The organism is Pelagibius sp. 7325 (assembly GCF_037652055.1).
GTDB lineage: Bacteria > Pseudomonadota > Alphaproteobacteria > Kiloniellales > Kiloniellaceae > Pelagibius.
On the sequence record NZ_JBBKAH010000012.1, the window covers coordinates 37222 to 51694 of the forward strand.

The following is a 14473-nucleotide window of genomic DNA, read 5'->3' on the forward strand; positions in this document are numbered from 1 at the left end:
AGATGAATGTCGAGCGTAACCGGCAGGAACAAGACACCCGTCAAGACAGCGCAGTCGACGGCCACCGTTGCCGATCCGGCGCGGCGCCGGCTGCTGACCGCGGGCCTCGCGGCCGGCGCCGGGGCGGCACTGAGCGGCCTGGCGGCACGGCCGGCGGCCGCCGCCGGCGGCGATCCCCTGATCACGCAGGTGCAGGACTGGAACCGCTATCTCGGCGACGGCGTCGATGCGAAGCCCTACGGCACGCCCTCGCAGTTCGAGGCCGAGGTGGTGCGCCGCGACGTGCCGTGGCTGACCGCCGATCCGGTCTCCTCGGTGAACTTCACGCCGCTGCACGAGCTGGACGGCATCATCACGCCGAACGGCCTCTGCTTCGAGCGTCACCACGGTGGCACTGCGGAGATCAGCCCGGCCGACCACCGGCTGATGATCGAGGGCCTGGTCGACAAGCCGCTGATCTTCACCATGGAGGATATCAAACGCTTCCCGCGTGAGAACCGCGTCTACTTCCTGGAGTGCGCGGCGAATTCCGGCATGGAGTGGCGCGGCGCGCAGCTGAACGGCTGCCAGTTCACCCACGGCATGGTCCACTGCGTGGTCTACACCGGCGTTCCCCTGCGGACACTGCTGGAGGAAGCCGGCGTCAAGTCCAACAGCAAGTGGCTGCTGGCCGAAGGCGCCGACGCGTCGGCGATGACGCGTTCGATCCCGATGGAAAAGGCACTCGACGACTGCATGGTCGCGTTCAAGATGAACGGCGAGGCGCTGCGCCCCGAGCAGGGCTATCCCCTGCGCCTCGTGGTGCCCGGCTGGGAAGGCAACATGTGGGTCAAGTGGCTGCGTCGCCTCGAAGTCGGCGATGAGCCCTGGCATCACCGCGAGGAGACCTCGAAGTACACCGACCTGCTGGCCAACGGCAAGGCGCGGCGCTTTACCTGGGTGATGGACGTAAAGTCCGTCATCACCAGCCCCAGCCCGCAGGCGCCGGTCACCCATGGGCGCGGGCCGCTGGTGATCTCCGGCCTCGCGTGGTCGGGCAACGGCACCATCAAGCGGGTCGACGTTTCCACCGATGGCGGGCGCAACTGGAAGACCGCGCGGATCGACGGGCCCAGCCTGTCGAAGGCGCTGCACCGCTTCTATCTCGATATCGATTGGGACGGCTCGGAGATGCTGCTGCAGTCGCGCGCCATCGACGAGCACGGCTATGTCCAGCCGACGAAGGACGCGCTGCGCCTGGCCCGCGGTGAGAACTCGATTTATCACAACAACGGGATTCAGACCTGGTATGTGCAGGCGAACGGGACGGTCGAGAATGTCGAAGTTTCTTAAGCTCGCCACGGCGGCAAGCCTGGCCCTGATGATTCCCGTCGCCTCGGCCGCGGCCGAGGGCGATGCCGGCGAGGGCGAGAAGGTGTTCAAGAAGTGCGCGGCCTGCCACGCGGTGGGCGAGGGCGCAAAGCACAAGGTCGGCCCGGAGTTGAACGCGCTGATCGGGCGCCCCGCCGGCACGGTGGATGGGTTCAAGTACTCCAAGGCCATGGTCGAGGCCGGTGAGGGCGGTGTGGTGTGGAGCGAAGAGACGCTGCACGATTACCTGGAAAAGCCCAGGGACTACATCAAGGGCAACCGGATGAGCTTCGCCGGCCTCAAGAAGGAGGACGAGCGCGCCGACGTCATCGCCTACCTGAAGACGTTTTCCGCCGGCGCGCAGCCGGCGGCGGCCGCGCCCGCGGAGGCCGCGCCTGCGCAGCAGGCCGCCGTCGTGGCCGCGCCGGCCGATGCAAAAAACGCTCCGCTGCCGGACCACGGTGTCTTCCACCTGGGCCGCGAGGCGACGCCCGAGGAAATCGCCGCCTGGAACATCGACGTGCGCCCGGACGGAACCGGCCTGCCGGAAGGCCGCGGCACGGTGGCCGAAGGAGAGACGATCTTCGCCGAGCAGTGCGCCGTCTGCCACGGTGACTTCGGCGAGGGCCGCGACCGCTGGCCGGTGCTGGCCGGGGGGCAGGACACCCTGAAGGCCGACCGGCCGGTGAAGACCATCGGCTCCTACTGGCCCTATCTGTCGACGGTTTACGACTACGTGCGCCGCGCCATGCCCTTCGGTGACGCCCGCTCGCTGAGCGACGACGATGTCTATGCGATCACGGCCTATCTGCTGTATCTCAACGACATCGTGACCGACGAGGATTTCGAGCTGTCCAAGGAGAACTTCACCTCGGTGCGCCTGCCCAACGAGGAGAACTTCTTCATGGACGACCGCGAGGAAGAGGCGCACTACGCCGCCAAGACCGAGCCCTGCATGACGGACTGCAAGCCGGGGCCGGTGAAGATCACCAAGCGTGCGGCGGTGCTGGACGTGACGCCGGATGCGGACAACGAGGACCAGGGCGTGGGCGCGGTCGACTGAGCCGGGCGCCCGCCCTCCGGCCGTCACCCAGATGTGAGCCGCATCGCGCTTCGCGCCGCGCCCGTCCTGTCGTAGGATCCGCCCGCGCCCTCGGGAGGGGGGCGTCACCCGGCGAGGAGAGGTAAATGCTGCGACATTTGAGATCGATGGTTCTGGCCGTGCTGCTGGCGGCCGGCGCGCTGCTCCCGCAGGCCCAGGCGCAGGTCTCCGACGGCTATCACCGCCTGGCGCTCTACATCAGCGAAAGCGACATGGCGAAGATGAACGGCGTCCTGGACGTCGCCGCCAACGTATCGCGCCACTACAGCGCCATCGGCGAGGAAGTTGAGATCCAGGTCGTCGCCTACAACGACGGCCTGCACATGCTGCGCGCCGACACCTCGCCGGTGCGCAAGCGCCTGGAGAATTTCATGCTGAGCATGGTGAACGTCACCTTCCAGGCCTGCGGCAATACCCTCGACACCATGGCCCGCAACGAGGGCGAGGCACCGCCCCTGATCGAGGGTGCCGAGATCGTCCAGACGGGCGTTGCCCACCTGCTGGCGCTGTCCGAGGAGGGCTGGACGCTGGTGCGTCCCTGACCGCCGGCGGTTTCCCCGGCCTTTAGTGATCCAAAGCCGCTTTATCGCCGTATCACCGTCAGTCACACCCCTGGTGCGGAATGGGAGACGACGCATGCGGTCCGGACTGCCTACCTCCCTGACATGGAACCGGCGCGCTTTCATCACGGCGCTGCTGGCCGGCGGCGCCCTGTCGGCGGTTCGGCCGTTGCGGGCTTGGGGTGCTGCCGTGCCGTCGGCAGGGGACCTCGCCTTCGACATTCGCCGCGACGGCTCCTCGATCGGCGGCCACCACGTGGTCTTCCGCCGCGCTGGTGAACGCCTGGAGGTCGACATCGACATCGACATCGCCGTCAATCTGGCTTTTATCCCGTTGTTCGCCTACAGCCACCGCAACCGTGAGGTCTGGCAGGATGGGCGGCTGCTGTCCCTCGAGAGTGAGACCGACGACGACGGTCAGCGCTACACCGTCTCGGCGCGGGCCGAAGGCGGCGTCCTGCGGGTGACCGGCAGCGGCGGCGACTTCCAGGCGCCGGCGGACACCCTGCCGACCAGCTATTGGAACCCGCGCACCGTCGAACAGACCCGACTGCTCGACAGCCAGCACGGCCGCCTGCTGGCGGTGGAGTCCCGCTTGCTGGGCGAAGAGCGCTTGGACGGCGGCAAGACGGCGCGGCGCTACCGCCTTTCCGGCGACCTCGACCTTGACTTGTGGTACGCCGCCACGGGCGAATGGGTGAATATCGCCTTCACGGCACGCGGCGCCACCGTCAGCTACCTCCGCCGTCCCACAACGGATGCCGCAGGGGCTCCGGGTTGAGCGGAACCGTCTGGATCACCGGCGCGAGTTCCGGCCTCGGCGCTGCGCTGGCCGGCCGCCTGGCGCGGGACGGTCAATCCGTGGCACTTTCCGCGCGCAGCGCCGACAAGCTGGACGCCTTGGCCGGAAAATGTGCGGGCCCCGGAAGTCTCCACGCGGTGCCGCTCGACATCGAGGACGCCGAGGCGACACGCGCCGCAGTGGCCCGCATCGAGGCGGAGCTGGGCCCGATCGGGCAGGCGGTGCTGAACGCCGGCACCCACCAGCCGGTCGATCCGAGGGCGCTGAAGGTCGAGGATTTCCGCAAACTGGTCGAGGTCAACCTGATGGGCACGGTAAACTGCCTGGCCGCCGTGTTGCCGCCGATGCTGGCGCGGCGGCGCGGTCGCGTCGCCATCGTCGCCTCGGTTGCCGGCTACCGCGGCCTGCCGACCGCCGCCGCTTACGGCATGACAAAGGCCGGCCTGATCAACCTGGCCGAGGCGCTGCGCGTCGAGCTGGCGCCCAGCGGAATCGCCGTGCAGATCGTCAACCCGGGCTTCGTGCGCACGCCCCTGACCGACAGGAACCCGTTCCCGATGCCGTTCCTCATGGAGCCGGAGGACGCCGCCGAGGCCTTCTTCAAGGGGTTGCGCTCCGACCGCTTCGAGATCGCCTTTCCACGCCGCCTGGTGTGGATCATGAAGCTGCTGCGCTGTCTGCCGGCGCCGCTCGCCTTCGCGGTGACCAGTCGCATGCTGCCGCAGGAGCGAACATGACCGCGGTATCGGCAGCGGCGGAGCGCTACATCGTCTTCCTGGAGACCATGACACCGGCGACGCTGGAGCGGCTGGAGGAACTCTGCGCGCCGGAGGTGCACTTCTGCGATCCCTTCAACGACGTCACCGGTGTTGCCGGCTACCGCCGGGTGATGGCCAAGATGTTCGACGATGTCGGTCAGCCCGAGTTCGTGGTGACCGGAAAGGCGCTGGCGGGCGAGTGTCTCTATCTGCGCTGGTCCTTTTCCGCCAGGGGGCCGGGCGGCCGGCCCCTGCGCTTCGAGGGCATGAGCGCCGTCGATTTCGATGCCGCCGGCCGGGTGATCGCGCACCGCGACTTCTGGGACGCCGGGAAGGTCTACGAGAAGATCCCCGTGCTGCGCAGCCTGATCGGTTTCGTCAAGCGGCGCCTTTCGGTCGATTAGGGCAGGGCGCCGTGCAGCGCCGGCGTGGAGGCCGCCTTGCCGGTGGTCGCCGGATCCTTGCTGAACGCGATGGTGACCTCGCCCAGCGCGATGCCAAACTTCGAGACGTCGGCGCGGTTGATCATCACCCCGTCGTCCTGCAGGAACATCCAGTCGTCGAAATGCACGTTCCAGGTACTATCGCCGACCTTGAGGGCAAAGCGGTAGCGCCAGTTCAGCACGTTGCCGTAACTCTCGCCTTCGGCCATGCCGATAACACCGTCGGCACGCCCCTCGTAGCTGTGCGCGTCGGTCTTGCGGATGGTCCAGGTGCGCTGTTCGGTCTCGCCGTCGTCGTAGACAAAATCTTCCACCAGGGTCAGCGTCTCGCCGTCCCAGCTGCCGTCGATGTCAACGACGAACTGACGGCGCAGGGTGCCGAAGCGATCCTGAAAGATGCCCCAGGCCCGGGTCTTGCCGGCGAAGTATTCCTCGATCAGAAAGCGCGGCTCGCGGCCGGCAAAGTCGTCGGGTTTCATGCCGATGCACCCCGTCAGTATGATCATCGAAATCAGCAGTGCGGCACAGCGCATCATGGCAGCGCCCCTCCTTCAGCCTTGGCGTTGCGCGCGGCGATCAGCCGGCGGATGCGCTGCTGGCGCGACGCGGTAATCGGATAACCCGCAAAGAGCGCGATGGCGCCGAGTTTGAACGCGGCCGGAACCAGGCTGTAGAGCAGGGCGAGGGCGAGCAGGGCGGCGGGCGTCTGTGTCGGTGCCTCGGCCCGGAAGCCGGCGATCTCGAGCAGCGGGAAGGCGATGCCGACCGCCAGCGCCAGGGCCAGTTTGGTCGCGATGCCCCACAGAGCGAAGAAGATGCCGGTCCGCGTGCGGCCGCTTTTCAGCGTGTCGAGGTCCACCACGTCTGCCTGCATGGAGGCGGGCAGCGTCAGGTCGGCGCCAAGGGCGATGCCGGTCACGACACAGATGGCCAGGAACCACCAGTGGTCGCCGGGCCCCAGCAGGGGAACCAGAGCGAAGACCGCCGTCGCCAGCAGCATCGCCGCGATCCAGGCCCTGTGCTTGCCCCACTGCGCGCTGGCCTTCAGCCACAGAGGGATGGCGGCGACACCGCAGGCGAAGTAGACGAGCAGCAGAAAACCGGACCAAGACTCGCTCTCCAGGACATGGTTCACATACAGCAGGAACAGCGTTGCCGGCAGGCCGTTGGCGATGCTGTTCAGAAAGTAGGCCCCCAGCAGCCGCCGGAAGGGCCGGTTGCGGTACAGCACCGGCCAGCCTTGGCGCCAAGCGAGCGGACGCTGCCGGTGCTGGGGCCCCTCAGGGACAACGGCAACGGCAAGACCGACCGCTATAGGTAATACGCAGATCAAGACCCAGCCGATCACCGCCATGGCCTCTTGGGGGCCGCTGCCGAGCAGCGCCGGCAGGCCGGCGGCAAGCAGGGTGCCTACGACGACGAAGCCCTCGCGGGCGGCCGAGATCCGGCTGCGCTGGTTGTAGTCGCCGGAGATTTCGGCACCCCAGGCGCTGTAGGGCAGCTGGACCAGGGTGGCGCCGAGGTAGATCAGCACGGTCCACAGCAGCAGGTAGCCGCCGCCGGCGTCCGGCGGCGGCAGAAAGAGGCGGTGCGCGGCGAGCAGCAGCAGGGGCACGCCGAGGATCATCCAGCTTCGCCTGCGGCCCAGCGGCCAGCCGAAACGGTCGGAGAGCGCCCCGACCAGCGGGTCGGTCACCACGTCGGTGAGTCGCGCGATCAGCAGCAGACTGCCGACCACGGCGAAGCCGAGCCCCAGGGTTTCGGCATAGAAGGTCGGCAGGTAGACGAAGAGCGGCAGCAGAACGGCGGCCAGCGGCAGACCGGGCAGCCCGTAGGCGAGCAGGATCGTGCGGCTGAGAGTCCGCCCGTCCGCCGCCGCCGTCATGCGCCGGGCGCCGCCTCGCGCGCGAGGCTCAGGTGCAGCAGGTCGACGCGGCCGATGCCGAAGCCGGCTTCGCAGTAGGCCAGGTAGTAGCGCCACATCCGATGGAAACGCTCGTCGAAGCGGCCGCCTGCCGTGGCGGCGATGCCCGGCCAGGCGTGCTCGAAGCGCGCGCGCCAGAGCGCCAGGGTCTGTGCGTAGTCGGCGCCGTGGCGGCCGACCCGCGCGACACCCAGGCCGGCCTCTGCCGTCAGGCCACGCAGCACGGCGGGCGAAGGCAGCATGCCGCCCGGGAAGATGTAGCGCTGGATGAAATCGACGCCGCCGCGGTAGCTGTCAAAGCGTTCGTCGGCGATGGTGATGACCTGCAGCGCGGCCCGTCCGCCGGGGCGCAGCCGCTCGCGCAGCTGGCGGAAGTAGAGGGGCCAATAGGCCTCGCCGACGGCCTCCAGCATTTCGATGGAGACGATGGAATCGAAGCTGCCGGTGAGGTCCCTGTAGTCCTGCAGGCGGACGTCGACTTTGTCCGCAAGGCCGGCGGCGCGAACGCGCTGCCGGGTATAGGCGTGCTGCGCCTTGGAGATGGTGATCGCGGTGACGCGGCAGCCGATGGCGGCGGCGGCCCAGGTGCAGAAGCCGCCCCAGCCGCAGCCGATCTCGAGGACGTGGTGGTCCGCGGTGATCCCGGCCAGTTCGGCCATGCGCCGGTACTTGCGGGTCTGCGCCGCTGCCAGCGCGTCGTCGCCGGGGCCGGTGAAGAGGCCGGCCGAATAGGTCATGCTGGGGTCGAGCCAGGCGGCATAGAAGTCGTTGCCGAGATCATAGTGGGCGGCGATGTTGCGCCGCGAGCCACGCCGCGAATTCGGCCGCAGGGCGTGAATCGCCTGGCTCGCCAGACGGCCCCAGAGATTGCCGGCCAGGGTGTGCTCCAGAACTTCCTCGTTCAAGGCGCCGAGAGTGATCAGCGCCGTGAGGTCCGGCGACTCCCAGTCGCCGTCCATGTAGGCCTCGGCCAGACCGAGCTCACCACCGCTCAGCAGCCGGCGGAAGACGCGCGGGCTGCGCAGAGCGATCTCCGCCGCCGGGCCGCCGGCTTCACCGGTGAAGACTCGGGTGTGCCCGTCGGGCAGATGCAGGGTGAGCTGGCCGTGACTGAGACGCGCCGCCAGGGCCAGGGCGAAGCTCTCGGCGAGGCCGCCGCGGCTGCGGTCAGTATGCTGCGCGATTGTCGTTCTTGCCTGCATCGGATGTCGGTCCTGCCTCTTTGGTCCTGCAAGGTGGGAAGGGAAGGGCCGATCACTCGGCCGCGTGTCGAATCGCCGCTTGGGGCACCAGCGTGACTTCTTCGCTCGGGGCCGGGGGACGCGGCTGGAGGCGCGCACCCTTCAGCCATAGCCGCAGCGCCTGCCAGTGGATCGCCGCAATGACCTTCAGCGTCATCAGCGGATAGGCCAGAAAGGCCAGCAGCAGCGTGCGGTCGCTGAGCGCGCGGCGCCGGCCGCTGTGCCGCGCGACCAGCTGTGCGCCCTGCGGGCCGCCCTGGCGGATGGTGACGGCGAGCCGCTCGCCGGGCTCGGCCAGGCGGAAGACGTAGTGCTGTTCCATGACGATGAACGGCGAGACGTAGAAGTTCTTGTCGGCGCCCTGGACGATCGGCGTTCCGCTGGGGTGGTCGGCAGCCAGCGGCACCAGGTAGCCGTGCTTTCCGCCGAAGGTGTTGCGCACCTCGTAGAGCACCGCGCGCAGCCCGCCGTCGGCGTGGTAGCAAAACCAGATCGACAGCGGATTGAAGACGTAGCCGAGCACGCGCGGGAAGCACAGCAGGCGCACCGGTCCGCCGGCGGTGTCGATTCCGGCAGCGGCGAGATGGCGCTCGATCCAGGGCTTCAGCGCGCTGCCGTCGCGCGCGCCGTGATCGCGGTCGTGGAGGCTGAAGAGGTTCCAGCGGTTGTGCGAGAAGAGGCGCAGCCGGCGGCTGTCCTCCGCCAGGCTGTCGAGGTCGAGGTAGAGCGAGAAAACCCGGTAGGTGAAGGCATGCACGAAGGGGCGCAGCCGGCGGTGCATCACCTTGCCGAAGTAGAGTGCGGACGGTGTCGCTGACGGGGAAGGGGCTGCCGGGGTAACCAAGAGCTACTCCGCGGCGAGAGGCGGTTCGAAGGGCTGCACGATGTGCGCGGCCGGACTGGCGGGCACCACCGTATCGGCCCAGGGCCAGGTCGCGCCGAGGGCGCCGGCGACCGCGAGACCCGCCTGCAGGCCGTCTTCGTGGAAGCCGTTGCCGCAGTAGCTGCCGCAGAACCAGGTGCGGCGTTCACCCTGGATGTGCGGCAGCCGCTGCTGCGCGGCGAGCGCCGCGGCATCGAACTGCGGATGGTCGTAAACGAACTCGGCGTAGGTTTTTTCAGGCGCCGGCGCGCGCAGCGGGTTGAGGGTAACGATGACCGGCGTCTGCGTCGGCAGGTTCTGCAGCCGGTTCATCCAATAGCTGACGCAAACGCTGGCGCCGCCGCCGCGCGAATTGCCCGCCGTCAGGTAGTTCCAGCTCGCCCAGGCCTTGCGGCGGCGCGGCATCAGCGCGGTGTCGCTGTGCAGCACGGCCAGGTTCTCCTGGTAACGGAAGGCGCCGAGGACCTCCCGCTCGCCGAGGCTGGCGTCGTCGCCGAGGATGCGCAGGGCCTGGTCGGCGTGGGTCGCCAGGATGACGTGATCGAAAGCCTCCTCGCCGCCGTAGGGGCTGCGCAGCACCACGCCGCTGGGGGTGCGGCGCAGGCTGGTGACCGGCGACTTCACGCGGACCCGGTTGGCGAAGCTGGCGCTCAGCCGGCGCACGTACGCGCGGCTGCCGCCGCTGACGCTGCGCCACGACGGGCGCCGGCCGAGGTCGAAGAGGCGGTGGTTGACGAAGAAGCGCACGAAGCTGCGCGCCGGAAAGTCGCGCATGCGCTCCAGCGTCGAGGACCAGATCGCCGCGCCCATGGGCAGGATATGCTGCTCGGCGAAGGCGCGCGAGTAGCCGCCGACGGCGAGGTAGTCGCCGAGGCTGGGGTCGCCGGCCGCCGGATCGTCGAGCAGCGCCGGGGCGCTGCGGTAGAAGCGCAGCAGGTCGCGCAGCATCATCAGATGCGACGGGCGCAGCAGGTTGCTCGGCTGCACTAGCAGGCCGCGCGCCGAGCCTTCGTATTCGATGGCGCCATTGTCGAGAGAGACGGAAAACGACATGTCGCTGGCTTCGCTGGCGACGCCGATATGCTCGAACAGCTTGGTGAGTTGGGGGTAGTTCGCTTCGTTGTAGACGATGAAGCCGGTGTCGACCGGCAGGCTTTGTCCGTCCACCGCGATCGTCCGGGTGTTGGCGTGGCCGCCCAGGTAATCGGCTTCCTCGAAAACGGTGACCCGATGCCGGCCGGACAGCGCCCAGGCCGCACCGAGACCGGCGATGCCGGCACCTACAACAGCGATTCTCATGCGTTCGATGGTTCCCTCAAGTTGCTGGCAAGGTGCTGGCAAGGCGCCGGGGGCTGGCGGGTCCCCCGCCCCAGGCGCCCCGCGGCCTGGGGATATCACGACCTTGATACGGGGGGGCGGACCGCCTGGATCACCGAAAAAAGCCTGATTCGGGCGGATCTCCGGGGTATCGAGGCGCAGAACTCCGCCAGGGGGTGCAAAGAGTGATCCAGGCCGCACCGGGGTGCGTAGACAGGACCAGCAACCAGTGGGAGCCGCGATGAGCTTCGAGCAAAGCGCAGGCCTTGAGACCGGACCCGGCATCGCCCTGGCTGGATTGGGTGCCAGCAATGCGCAAGGACGCAGGTGGCCGCCCCGGGTACCGGAGGATCCGTTGCCGGACTGTGTTCCGGACGATCTCGTCGAGGCGATCGCCAGACGTCAGGACCGCGAGGCCTTCAAGCGGCTGTTCGCGGCCTTCGCACCGCGGGTCAAGGCCTTCGCGCGGCGCAGGGGTGCCGAAACTCAGGTGGCCGAGGACCTGGCGCAGGACGTGATGCTGACGGTATGGCGCCGCGCCGCCCAGTTCGACCGCCGCAAAGCGTCGGCCAGCACGTGGATCTTCACGATCGCGCGCAATCGGCGCATAGATATGATGCGCCGCGAGGCGCGCCCGGCCTTCGACGCTGAGGATCCGAGCCTCCAGGCTGAGGCCGAGCCGTCGGCCGACGAGAGTCTGGCCGAGCGGCGGCGGGAGGGCGACCTGCGCCGGGCGGTCGCCCGCCTGCCGGAGACCCAGTCGCAGTTGTTGCGGCTGGCTTATTTCGAGGACAAGTCGCATGGCGTCATTGCCGAGGAACTGGACCTGCCGCTGGGCACGGTGAAATCGCGGATCCGCCTGGCGATGCACAAACTGCGACAGATGCTGAAGGAAGACGAGTGATGCCCGCCTATCATCCCGGGTCCGAACTGCTCATGGACTATGCCTCCGGCGCGTTGCCGGAGCCGGTCGCCCTCCTGGTGGCGAGCCACGTCTCGCTGTGCCGCGCGTGCCAGGGCGAGGTCGCGCGCCTCGAGGCGCTGGGCGGCGCCCTGTTCGACGCTCTGGAGGGCGAGCCGCTGGCCGAGGAGGCGCTGGACCGCGCGCTGGCGCGCCTGGAGGTGCCGGAAAGCCTGGAAGCCGTCGCGCCGCTGCCCTGCGGCGGCCGGACGGACCCGCGCGTGCCGCTGCCGCTGGGCGACTATCTGGAAAGCGATCTCGACACCCTGCCGTGGAAGAACCGCGGCGGTGTCGGCGAGGTTGCGCTGCTCACGGGGTTCCCGGGTATCCGCACCCGCCTGCTGCGGGTGAAGGCGGGGGCGGCGCTGCCGCAGCACACCCACGAGGGCGCGGAGTACACCCTGCTGCTGACGGGCGGCTTCTCCGACGATACGGGGCACTATCGGCGCGGCGACCTGGCCATCGCCGATGCTTCGATCGATCATAAGCCGATCGCCGACGAAGGAGAGGATTGCATCTGCCTGGCGGTCACCGACGCGCCGCTGCGCCTGACCGGCCGTTTCGGCCGTTACCTCAATTTCCTCGCGAGGCTGTAAGGACGCTTATGAAGGTTGGGGGCTAATTCCACAAATCCACATACTTATTGTTGACTAATGTGGTTTCTTCGGCAGAGTTTTCGGGTCGTTTCTTTCAGGGGCCCGGGACGTGTCGAGCAGTACCCAGTGCAGGTTTCTCATCATCGGCGGCGGCATCATCGGCTGCTCCATCGCCTACCATCTCGCCAAGGCCGGTGAGAAAGACATTGTTCTGCTGGAAAAGGCGTCGCTGACCGAAGGCGCCACCTGGCACGCGGCGGGCCTCGTCGGCCAACTCCGTTCCTCCCGCAATACCACCCGCATGCTGCAGCGCTCGGTCGAGCTGTACGACCGGCTGGAGGCCGAGACCGGCCAGGCGATCGACTGGAAGCAGGTCGGCAGCCTGCGCCTGGCCTGTTCGCCCGACCGCATGCTGGAGGTAAAGCGCCTGGCCACCATGGCGCGCAGCTTCGGCCTGGAGATGCAGGTGATCTCCGCGCGCGAGGCCTACGAACTGTTCCCGCTGATCGATCCCACCGGCGTGCTGGGCGCCGCTTTCATCCCGACCGACGGGCAGGTCGATCCGGCCAGCCTCTGCCAGGCCATCGCCGCCGGCGCGCGGCGCCAGGGGGTGAAGATCGTCCAGGGCACCCAGGTGCTGGATGCCACCGTGGTCGACGGTCGCATCACCGCGGTGCAGACCGATAACGGCGTCTATGCCGGCGAGACCGTGGTGCTGGCCGCCGGCATGTGGAGCCGCGAGCTCGGCAAGAAACTGGGCGTCAATGTGCCGGCCTGCGCGGTGGAGCATCAGTACCTGGTGACCGAGCCGATCCCCGACATGCCCAAGGACCTGCCGACGCTGCGCGACCCCGACCGTCTCGTCTATTACAAGCAGGACGCCGGGCGCCTGGTGATCGGCGGCTACGAGGACGACACGGTCCCCTTCGGGGACAGGGGCATTCCCGGCGCGTTCGCCCGTCAGCTGCTGCCGGAGAACTTCGACCGCTTCGAGCCGCTGGCCACCTACGCGGGGCAGGTGACCCCGGTGGTCAACAGCGTCGGCGTGCGCCAGCTGATCAACGGCCCGATCCCCTACTCGGCCGACGGCGACTTCGTCATGGGCAAGGCGCCGGAGCTCGACAACCTCTTCGTCGCCACCGGCTTCCTCTACGGCATCGCCGCCGGCGGCGGGGCGGGGGCCATCATGGCCGAATGGATCCTGGAGGGTCGCCCGAGCCTCGATCTCTGGCCGCTGGACATCCGGCGCTTCAGCTTCCTCAGCGGCACGCGTGCCTTCATGTATCCGCGCGCGGTCGAGCACTACGCCCATCACTACAAGATGCGCTATCCCGGCCAGGAGAGCGCGGTGGCGCGCGGCATCCGCCGCAGCCCGCTCTACGAGATCCTGAAGGCTCGGGGTGCCGTCTACGGCTCCAAGAACGGCTGGGAGCGGCCCAACTGGTTCGCGCCGGCGGGCGTCGAGCCCGTCGACAAACCCGGTTTCACCAAGCAGAACTGGAAGCCCTACGTTGCCGAGGAGCATCGGGCGGTGCGCGAGGGCGTCGCCCTCATCGACCAGTCGAGCTTCTCCAAGTTCGAGCTGCGCGGGCCCGGCGCGCTGACGGCGATCCAACGCCTCGCCGTTTCCAACATGGACAAGCCCGTAGGGTCGGTCATCTACACCCAGCTGTGCAACGAGCGCGGCGGCGTCGAGGCGGACCTGACCGTGACGCGCCTGGGTGAGAACCACTTCTACATCGTCACCGGCTCCGGCTTCGGCGTGCACGACGCGCACTGGATCGAGAGCCAACTCTCGGAGGACGCCTTTCTCATCGAGGTGACCTCGGGGAGGGCGGTCATCAACCTCTGCGGCCCCAAGGCCCGCGAGGTGCTAGAGGCCGTGGCCGAGGATGACGTCTCCAATGAAGCCTTTCCCTTCGCCACGGCGCGGCAGATCACCATCGGCGCCGCGCCGGTGCTGGCGATCCGCATCGGCTATGTCGGCGAGCTGGGCTGGGAACTGCACGTGCCGACGGAATTTGGCGCGCATGTCTACGAGACCCTGCGCGCGGCGGGCGAGCCCCACGGCATCCGCGATGTCGGCTACCGCGCCATCGAGAGCCTCAGGCTGGAGAAGGGCTACGTCTACTGGAGCGCGGACGTGACGCCGGACTACAGCCCCTACGAGGCCGGGCTCGGCTTCCGCGTGCATCTGAGGTCCAAGGGCGACTTCGTCGGCCGCGCCGTGCTGGAAAAGCAGAAGGCTGAGGGCGTGGCGCGCAGCCTTTGCACCTTCACGGTGGCGGAGGCCATGCCGGTCTTCGGCGGCGAGACCATCCTGAAGGACGGCAAGGTGGTGGGCCTGGTCTCCAGCGGCGGCTTCGGCACCACCGTCGGCAAGACAGTGCTCTACGGCTACCTGCCGAAGGAGCTGGCGGCGGAAAGCAATTTCGACGTCGAGGCCTTCGGCGAGCACTATCGGGCGGCGCGGGTCGCCGGACCGCTGTATGATCCTGATAATGAGCGGCTGAAAGCCTGAGCCATTAATCAACGA

At 68.4% G+C, this 14473-nt stretch carries 14 protein-coding genes; 9 read left to right on the plus strand and 5 right to left on the minus strand.

Annotated elements, in window-relative coordinates; genetic code table 11:
• The first annotated feature begins 6 nt into the window (after window positions 1–6).
• The 6 genes from soxC (at window position 7) to WDC82_RS21780 (ending at window position 4976) form a co-directional block, all read left to right on the plus strand.
• Complete coding sequence (gene soxC, locus WDC82_RS21755; protein WP_340119515.1) at window positions 7–1332, plus strand: sulfite dehydrogenase; 1326 nt, start codon at window positions 7–9, stop codon at window positions 1330–1332.
• Window positions 1316–2413 carry a c-type cytochrome gene (locus WDC82_RS21760; RefSeq protein ID WP_340119516.1) on the plus strand — a complete coding sequence of 366 codons (1098 nt, stop codon included), beginning with the start codon at window positions 1316–1318 and terminating at the stop codon, window positions 2411–2413. Before soxC ends, WDC82_RS21760 begins: the two co-directional genes overlap by 17 nt.
• A gap of 125 nt (window positions 2414–2538) precedes the next feature.
• A complete protein-coding gene (locus WDC82_RS21765) occupies window positions 2539–2994 on the plus strand; it encodes a hypothetical protein (RefSeq protein WP_340119517.1) in 456 nt (151 codons plus the stop codon).
• Window positions 2995–3088: 94 nt separating this feature from the next.
• A complete protein-coding gene (locus WDC82_RS21770; protein ID WP_340119518.1) occupies window positions 3089–3793 on the plus strand; it encodes a DUF6134 family protein in 705 nt (234 codons plus the stop codon).
• The gene (locus tag WDC82_RS21775; protein WP_340119519.1) at window positions 3790–4551 is read left to right on the plus strand and encodes an SDR family NAD(P)-dependent oxidoreductase; all 762 of its coding nucleotides are present in this window, start codon (window positions 3790–3792) and stop codon (window positions 4549–4551) included. The genes WDC82_RS21770 and WDC82_RS21775 overlap by 4 nt, the downstream gene beginning before the upstream one ends.
• Window positions 4548–4976, plus strand: a complete 429-nt coding sequence (locus WDC82_RS21780; RefSeq protein ID WP_340119520.1) for a nuclear transport factor 2 family protein — start codon at window positions 4548–4550, stop codon at window positions 4974–4976. The genes WDC82_RS21775 and WDC82_RS21780 overlap by 4 nt, the downstream gene beginning before the upstream one ends.
• On the opposite strand, the gene WDC82_RS21785 is transcribed toward WDC82_RS21780, so the two are convergent.
• Genes WDC82_RS21785 through WDC82_RS21805 form a run of 5 tightly spaced genes read right to left on the minus strand, consistent with a single transcriptional unit; the run spans window position 4973 to window position 10362 of the window.
• Window positions 4973–5551: a DUF3833 domain-containing protein gene (locus WDC82_RS21785; RefSeq protein WP_340119521.1), complete on the minus strand. Its 579-nt coding sequence runs from the start codon at window positions 5549–5551 to the stop codon at window positions 4973–4975. The genes WDC82_RS21780 and WDC82_RS21785 overlap by 4 nt on opposite strands.
• On the minus strand, window positions 5548–6900 hold the full coding sequence (locus tag WDC82_RS21790) for an MFS transporter (RefSeq protein ID WP_340119522.1): 1353 nt from the start codon (window positions 6898–6900) through the stop codon (window positions 5548–5550). Before WDC82_RS21790 ends, WDC82_RS21785 begins: the two co-directional genes overlap by 4 nt.
• Complete coding sequence (locus tag WDC82_RS21795) at window positions 6897–8141, minus strand: cyclopropane-fatty-acyl-phospholipid synthase family protein (protein WP_340119523.1); 1245 nt, start codon at window positions 8139–8141, stop codon at window positions 6897–6899. The genes WDC82_RS21790 and WDC82_RS21795 overlap by 4 nt, the downstream gene beginning before the upstream one ends.
• A gap of 52 nt (window positions 8142–8193) precedes the next feature.
• A complete protein-coding gene (locus tag WDC82_RS21800; RefSeq protein WP_340119524.1) occupies window positions 8194–9024 on the minus strand; it encodes a DUF1365 domain-containing protein in 831 nt (276 codons plus the stop codon).
• A 3-nt stretch (window positions 9025–9027) separates the two neighbouring features.
• Window positions 9028–10362, minus strand: coding sequence for an FAD-dependent oxidoreductase (locus tag WDC82_RS21805; RefSeq protein ID WP_340119525.1), 1335 nt, complete (start codon window positions 10360–10362; stop codon window positions 9028–9030).
• Between the two features lie 259 nt (window positions 10363–10621).
• Here WDC82_RS21805 and WDC82_RS21810 point away from each other — a divergent pair, with 259 nt between their 5' ends.
• From WDC82_RS21810 to WDC82_RS21820, 3 genes are all read left to right on the plus strand, one after another.
• The gene (locus WDC82_RS21810; protein ID WP_340119526.1) at window positions 10622–11284 is read left to right on the plus strand and encodes a sigma-70 family RNA polymerase sigma factor; all 663 of its coding nucleotides are present in this window, start codon (window positions 10622–10624) and stop codon (window positions 11282–11284) included.
• Window positions 11284–11937, plus strand: coding sequence for a ChrR family anti-sigma-E factor (locus WDC82_RS21815; RefSeq protein WP_340119527.1), 654 nt, complete (start codon window positions 11284–11286; stop codon window positions 11935–11937). Before WDC82_RS21810 ends, WDC82_RS21815 begins: the two co-directional genes overlap by 1 nt.
• 109 nt (window positions 11938–12046) lie before the next feature.
• Window positions 12047–14458, plus strand: coding sequence for an FAD-dependent oxidoreductase (locus tag WDC82_RS21820; protein WP_340119528.1), 2412 nt, complete (start codon window positions 12047–12049; stop codon window positions 14456–14458).
• The last annotated feature ends 15 nt before the right edge of the window (window positions 14459–14473 follow it).

Excerpts from the sequence above, each read along its gene's own strand:
- WDC82_RS21780 (WP_340119520.1), top strand. The coding sequence starts at position 4,548 with ATGACCGCGGTATCGGCAGCGGCGGAGCGCTACATCGTCTTCCTGGAG.
- WDC82_RS21765 (WP_340119517.1), top strand. The coding sequence starts at position 2,539 with ATGCTGCGACATTTGAGATCGATGGTTCTGGCCGTGCTGCTGGCGGCC.
- WDC82_RS21805 (WP_340119525.1), bottom strand. The coding sequence starts at position 10,362 with ATGAGAATCGCTGTTGTAGGTGCCGGCATCGCCGGTCTCGGTGCGGCC.
- soxC (WP_340119515.1), top strand. The coding sequence starts at position 7 with ATGTCGAGCGTAACCGGCAGGAACAAGACACCCGTCAAGACAGCGCAG.
- WDC82_RS21795 (WP_340119523.1), bottom strand. The coding sequence starts at position 8,141 with ATGCAGGCAAGAACGACAATCGCGCAGCATACTGACCGCAGCCGCGGC.
- WDC82_RS21785 (WP_340119521.1), bottom strand. The coding sequence starts at position 5,551 with ATGATGCGCTGTGCCGCACTGCTGATTTCGATGATCATACTGACGGGG.
- WDC82_RS21815 (WP_340119527.1), top strand. The coding sequence starts at position 11,284 with ATGCCCGCCTATCATCCCGGGTCCGAACTGCTCATGGACTATGCCTCC.
- WDC82_RS21770 (WP_340119518.1), top strand. The coding sequence starts at position 3,089 with ATGCGGTCCGGACTGCCTACCTCCCTGACATGGAACCGGCGCGCTTTC.
- WDC82_RS21810 (WP_340119526.1), top strand. The coding sequence starts at position 10,622 with ATGAGCTTCGAGCAAAGCGCAGGCCTTGAGACCGGACCCGGCATCGCC.
- WDC82_RS21760 (WP_340119516.1), top strand. The coding sequence starts at position 1,316 with ATGTCGAAGTTTCTTAAGCTCGCCACGGCGGCAAGCCTGGCCCTGATG.
- WDC82_RS21790 (WP_340119522.1), bottom strand. The coding sequence starts at position 6,900 with ATGACGGCGGCGGCGGACGGGCGGACTCTCAGCCGCACGATCCTGCTC.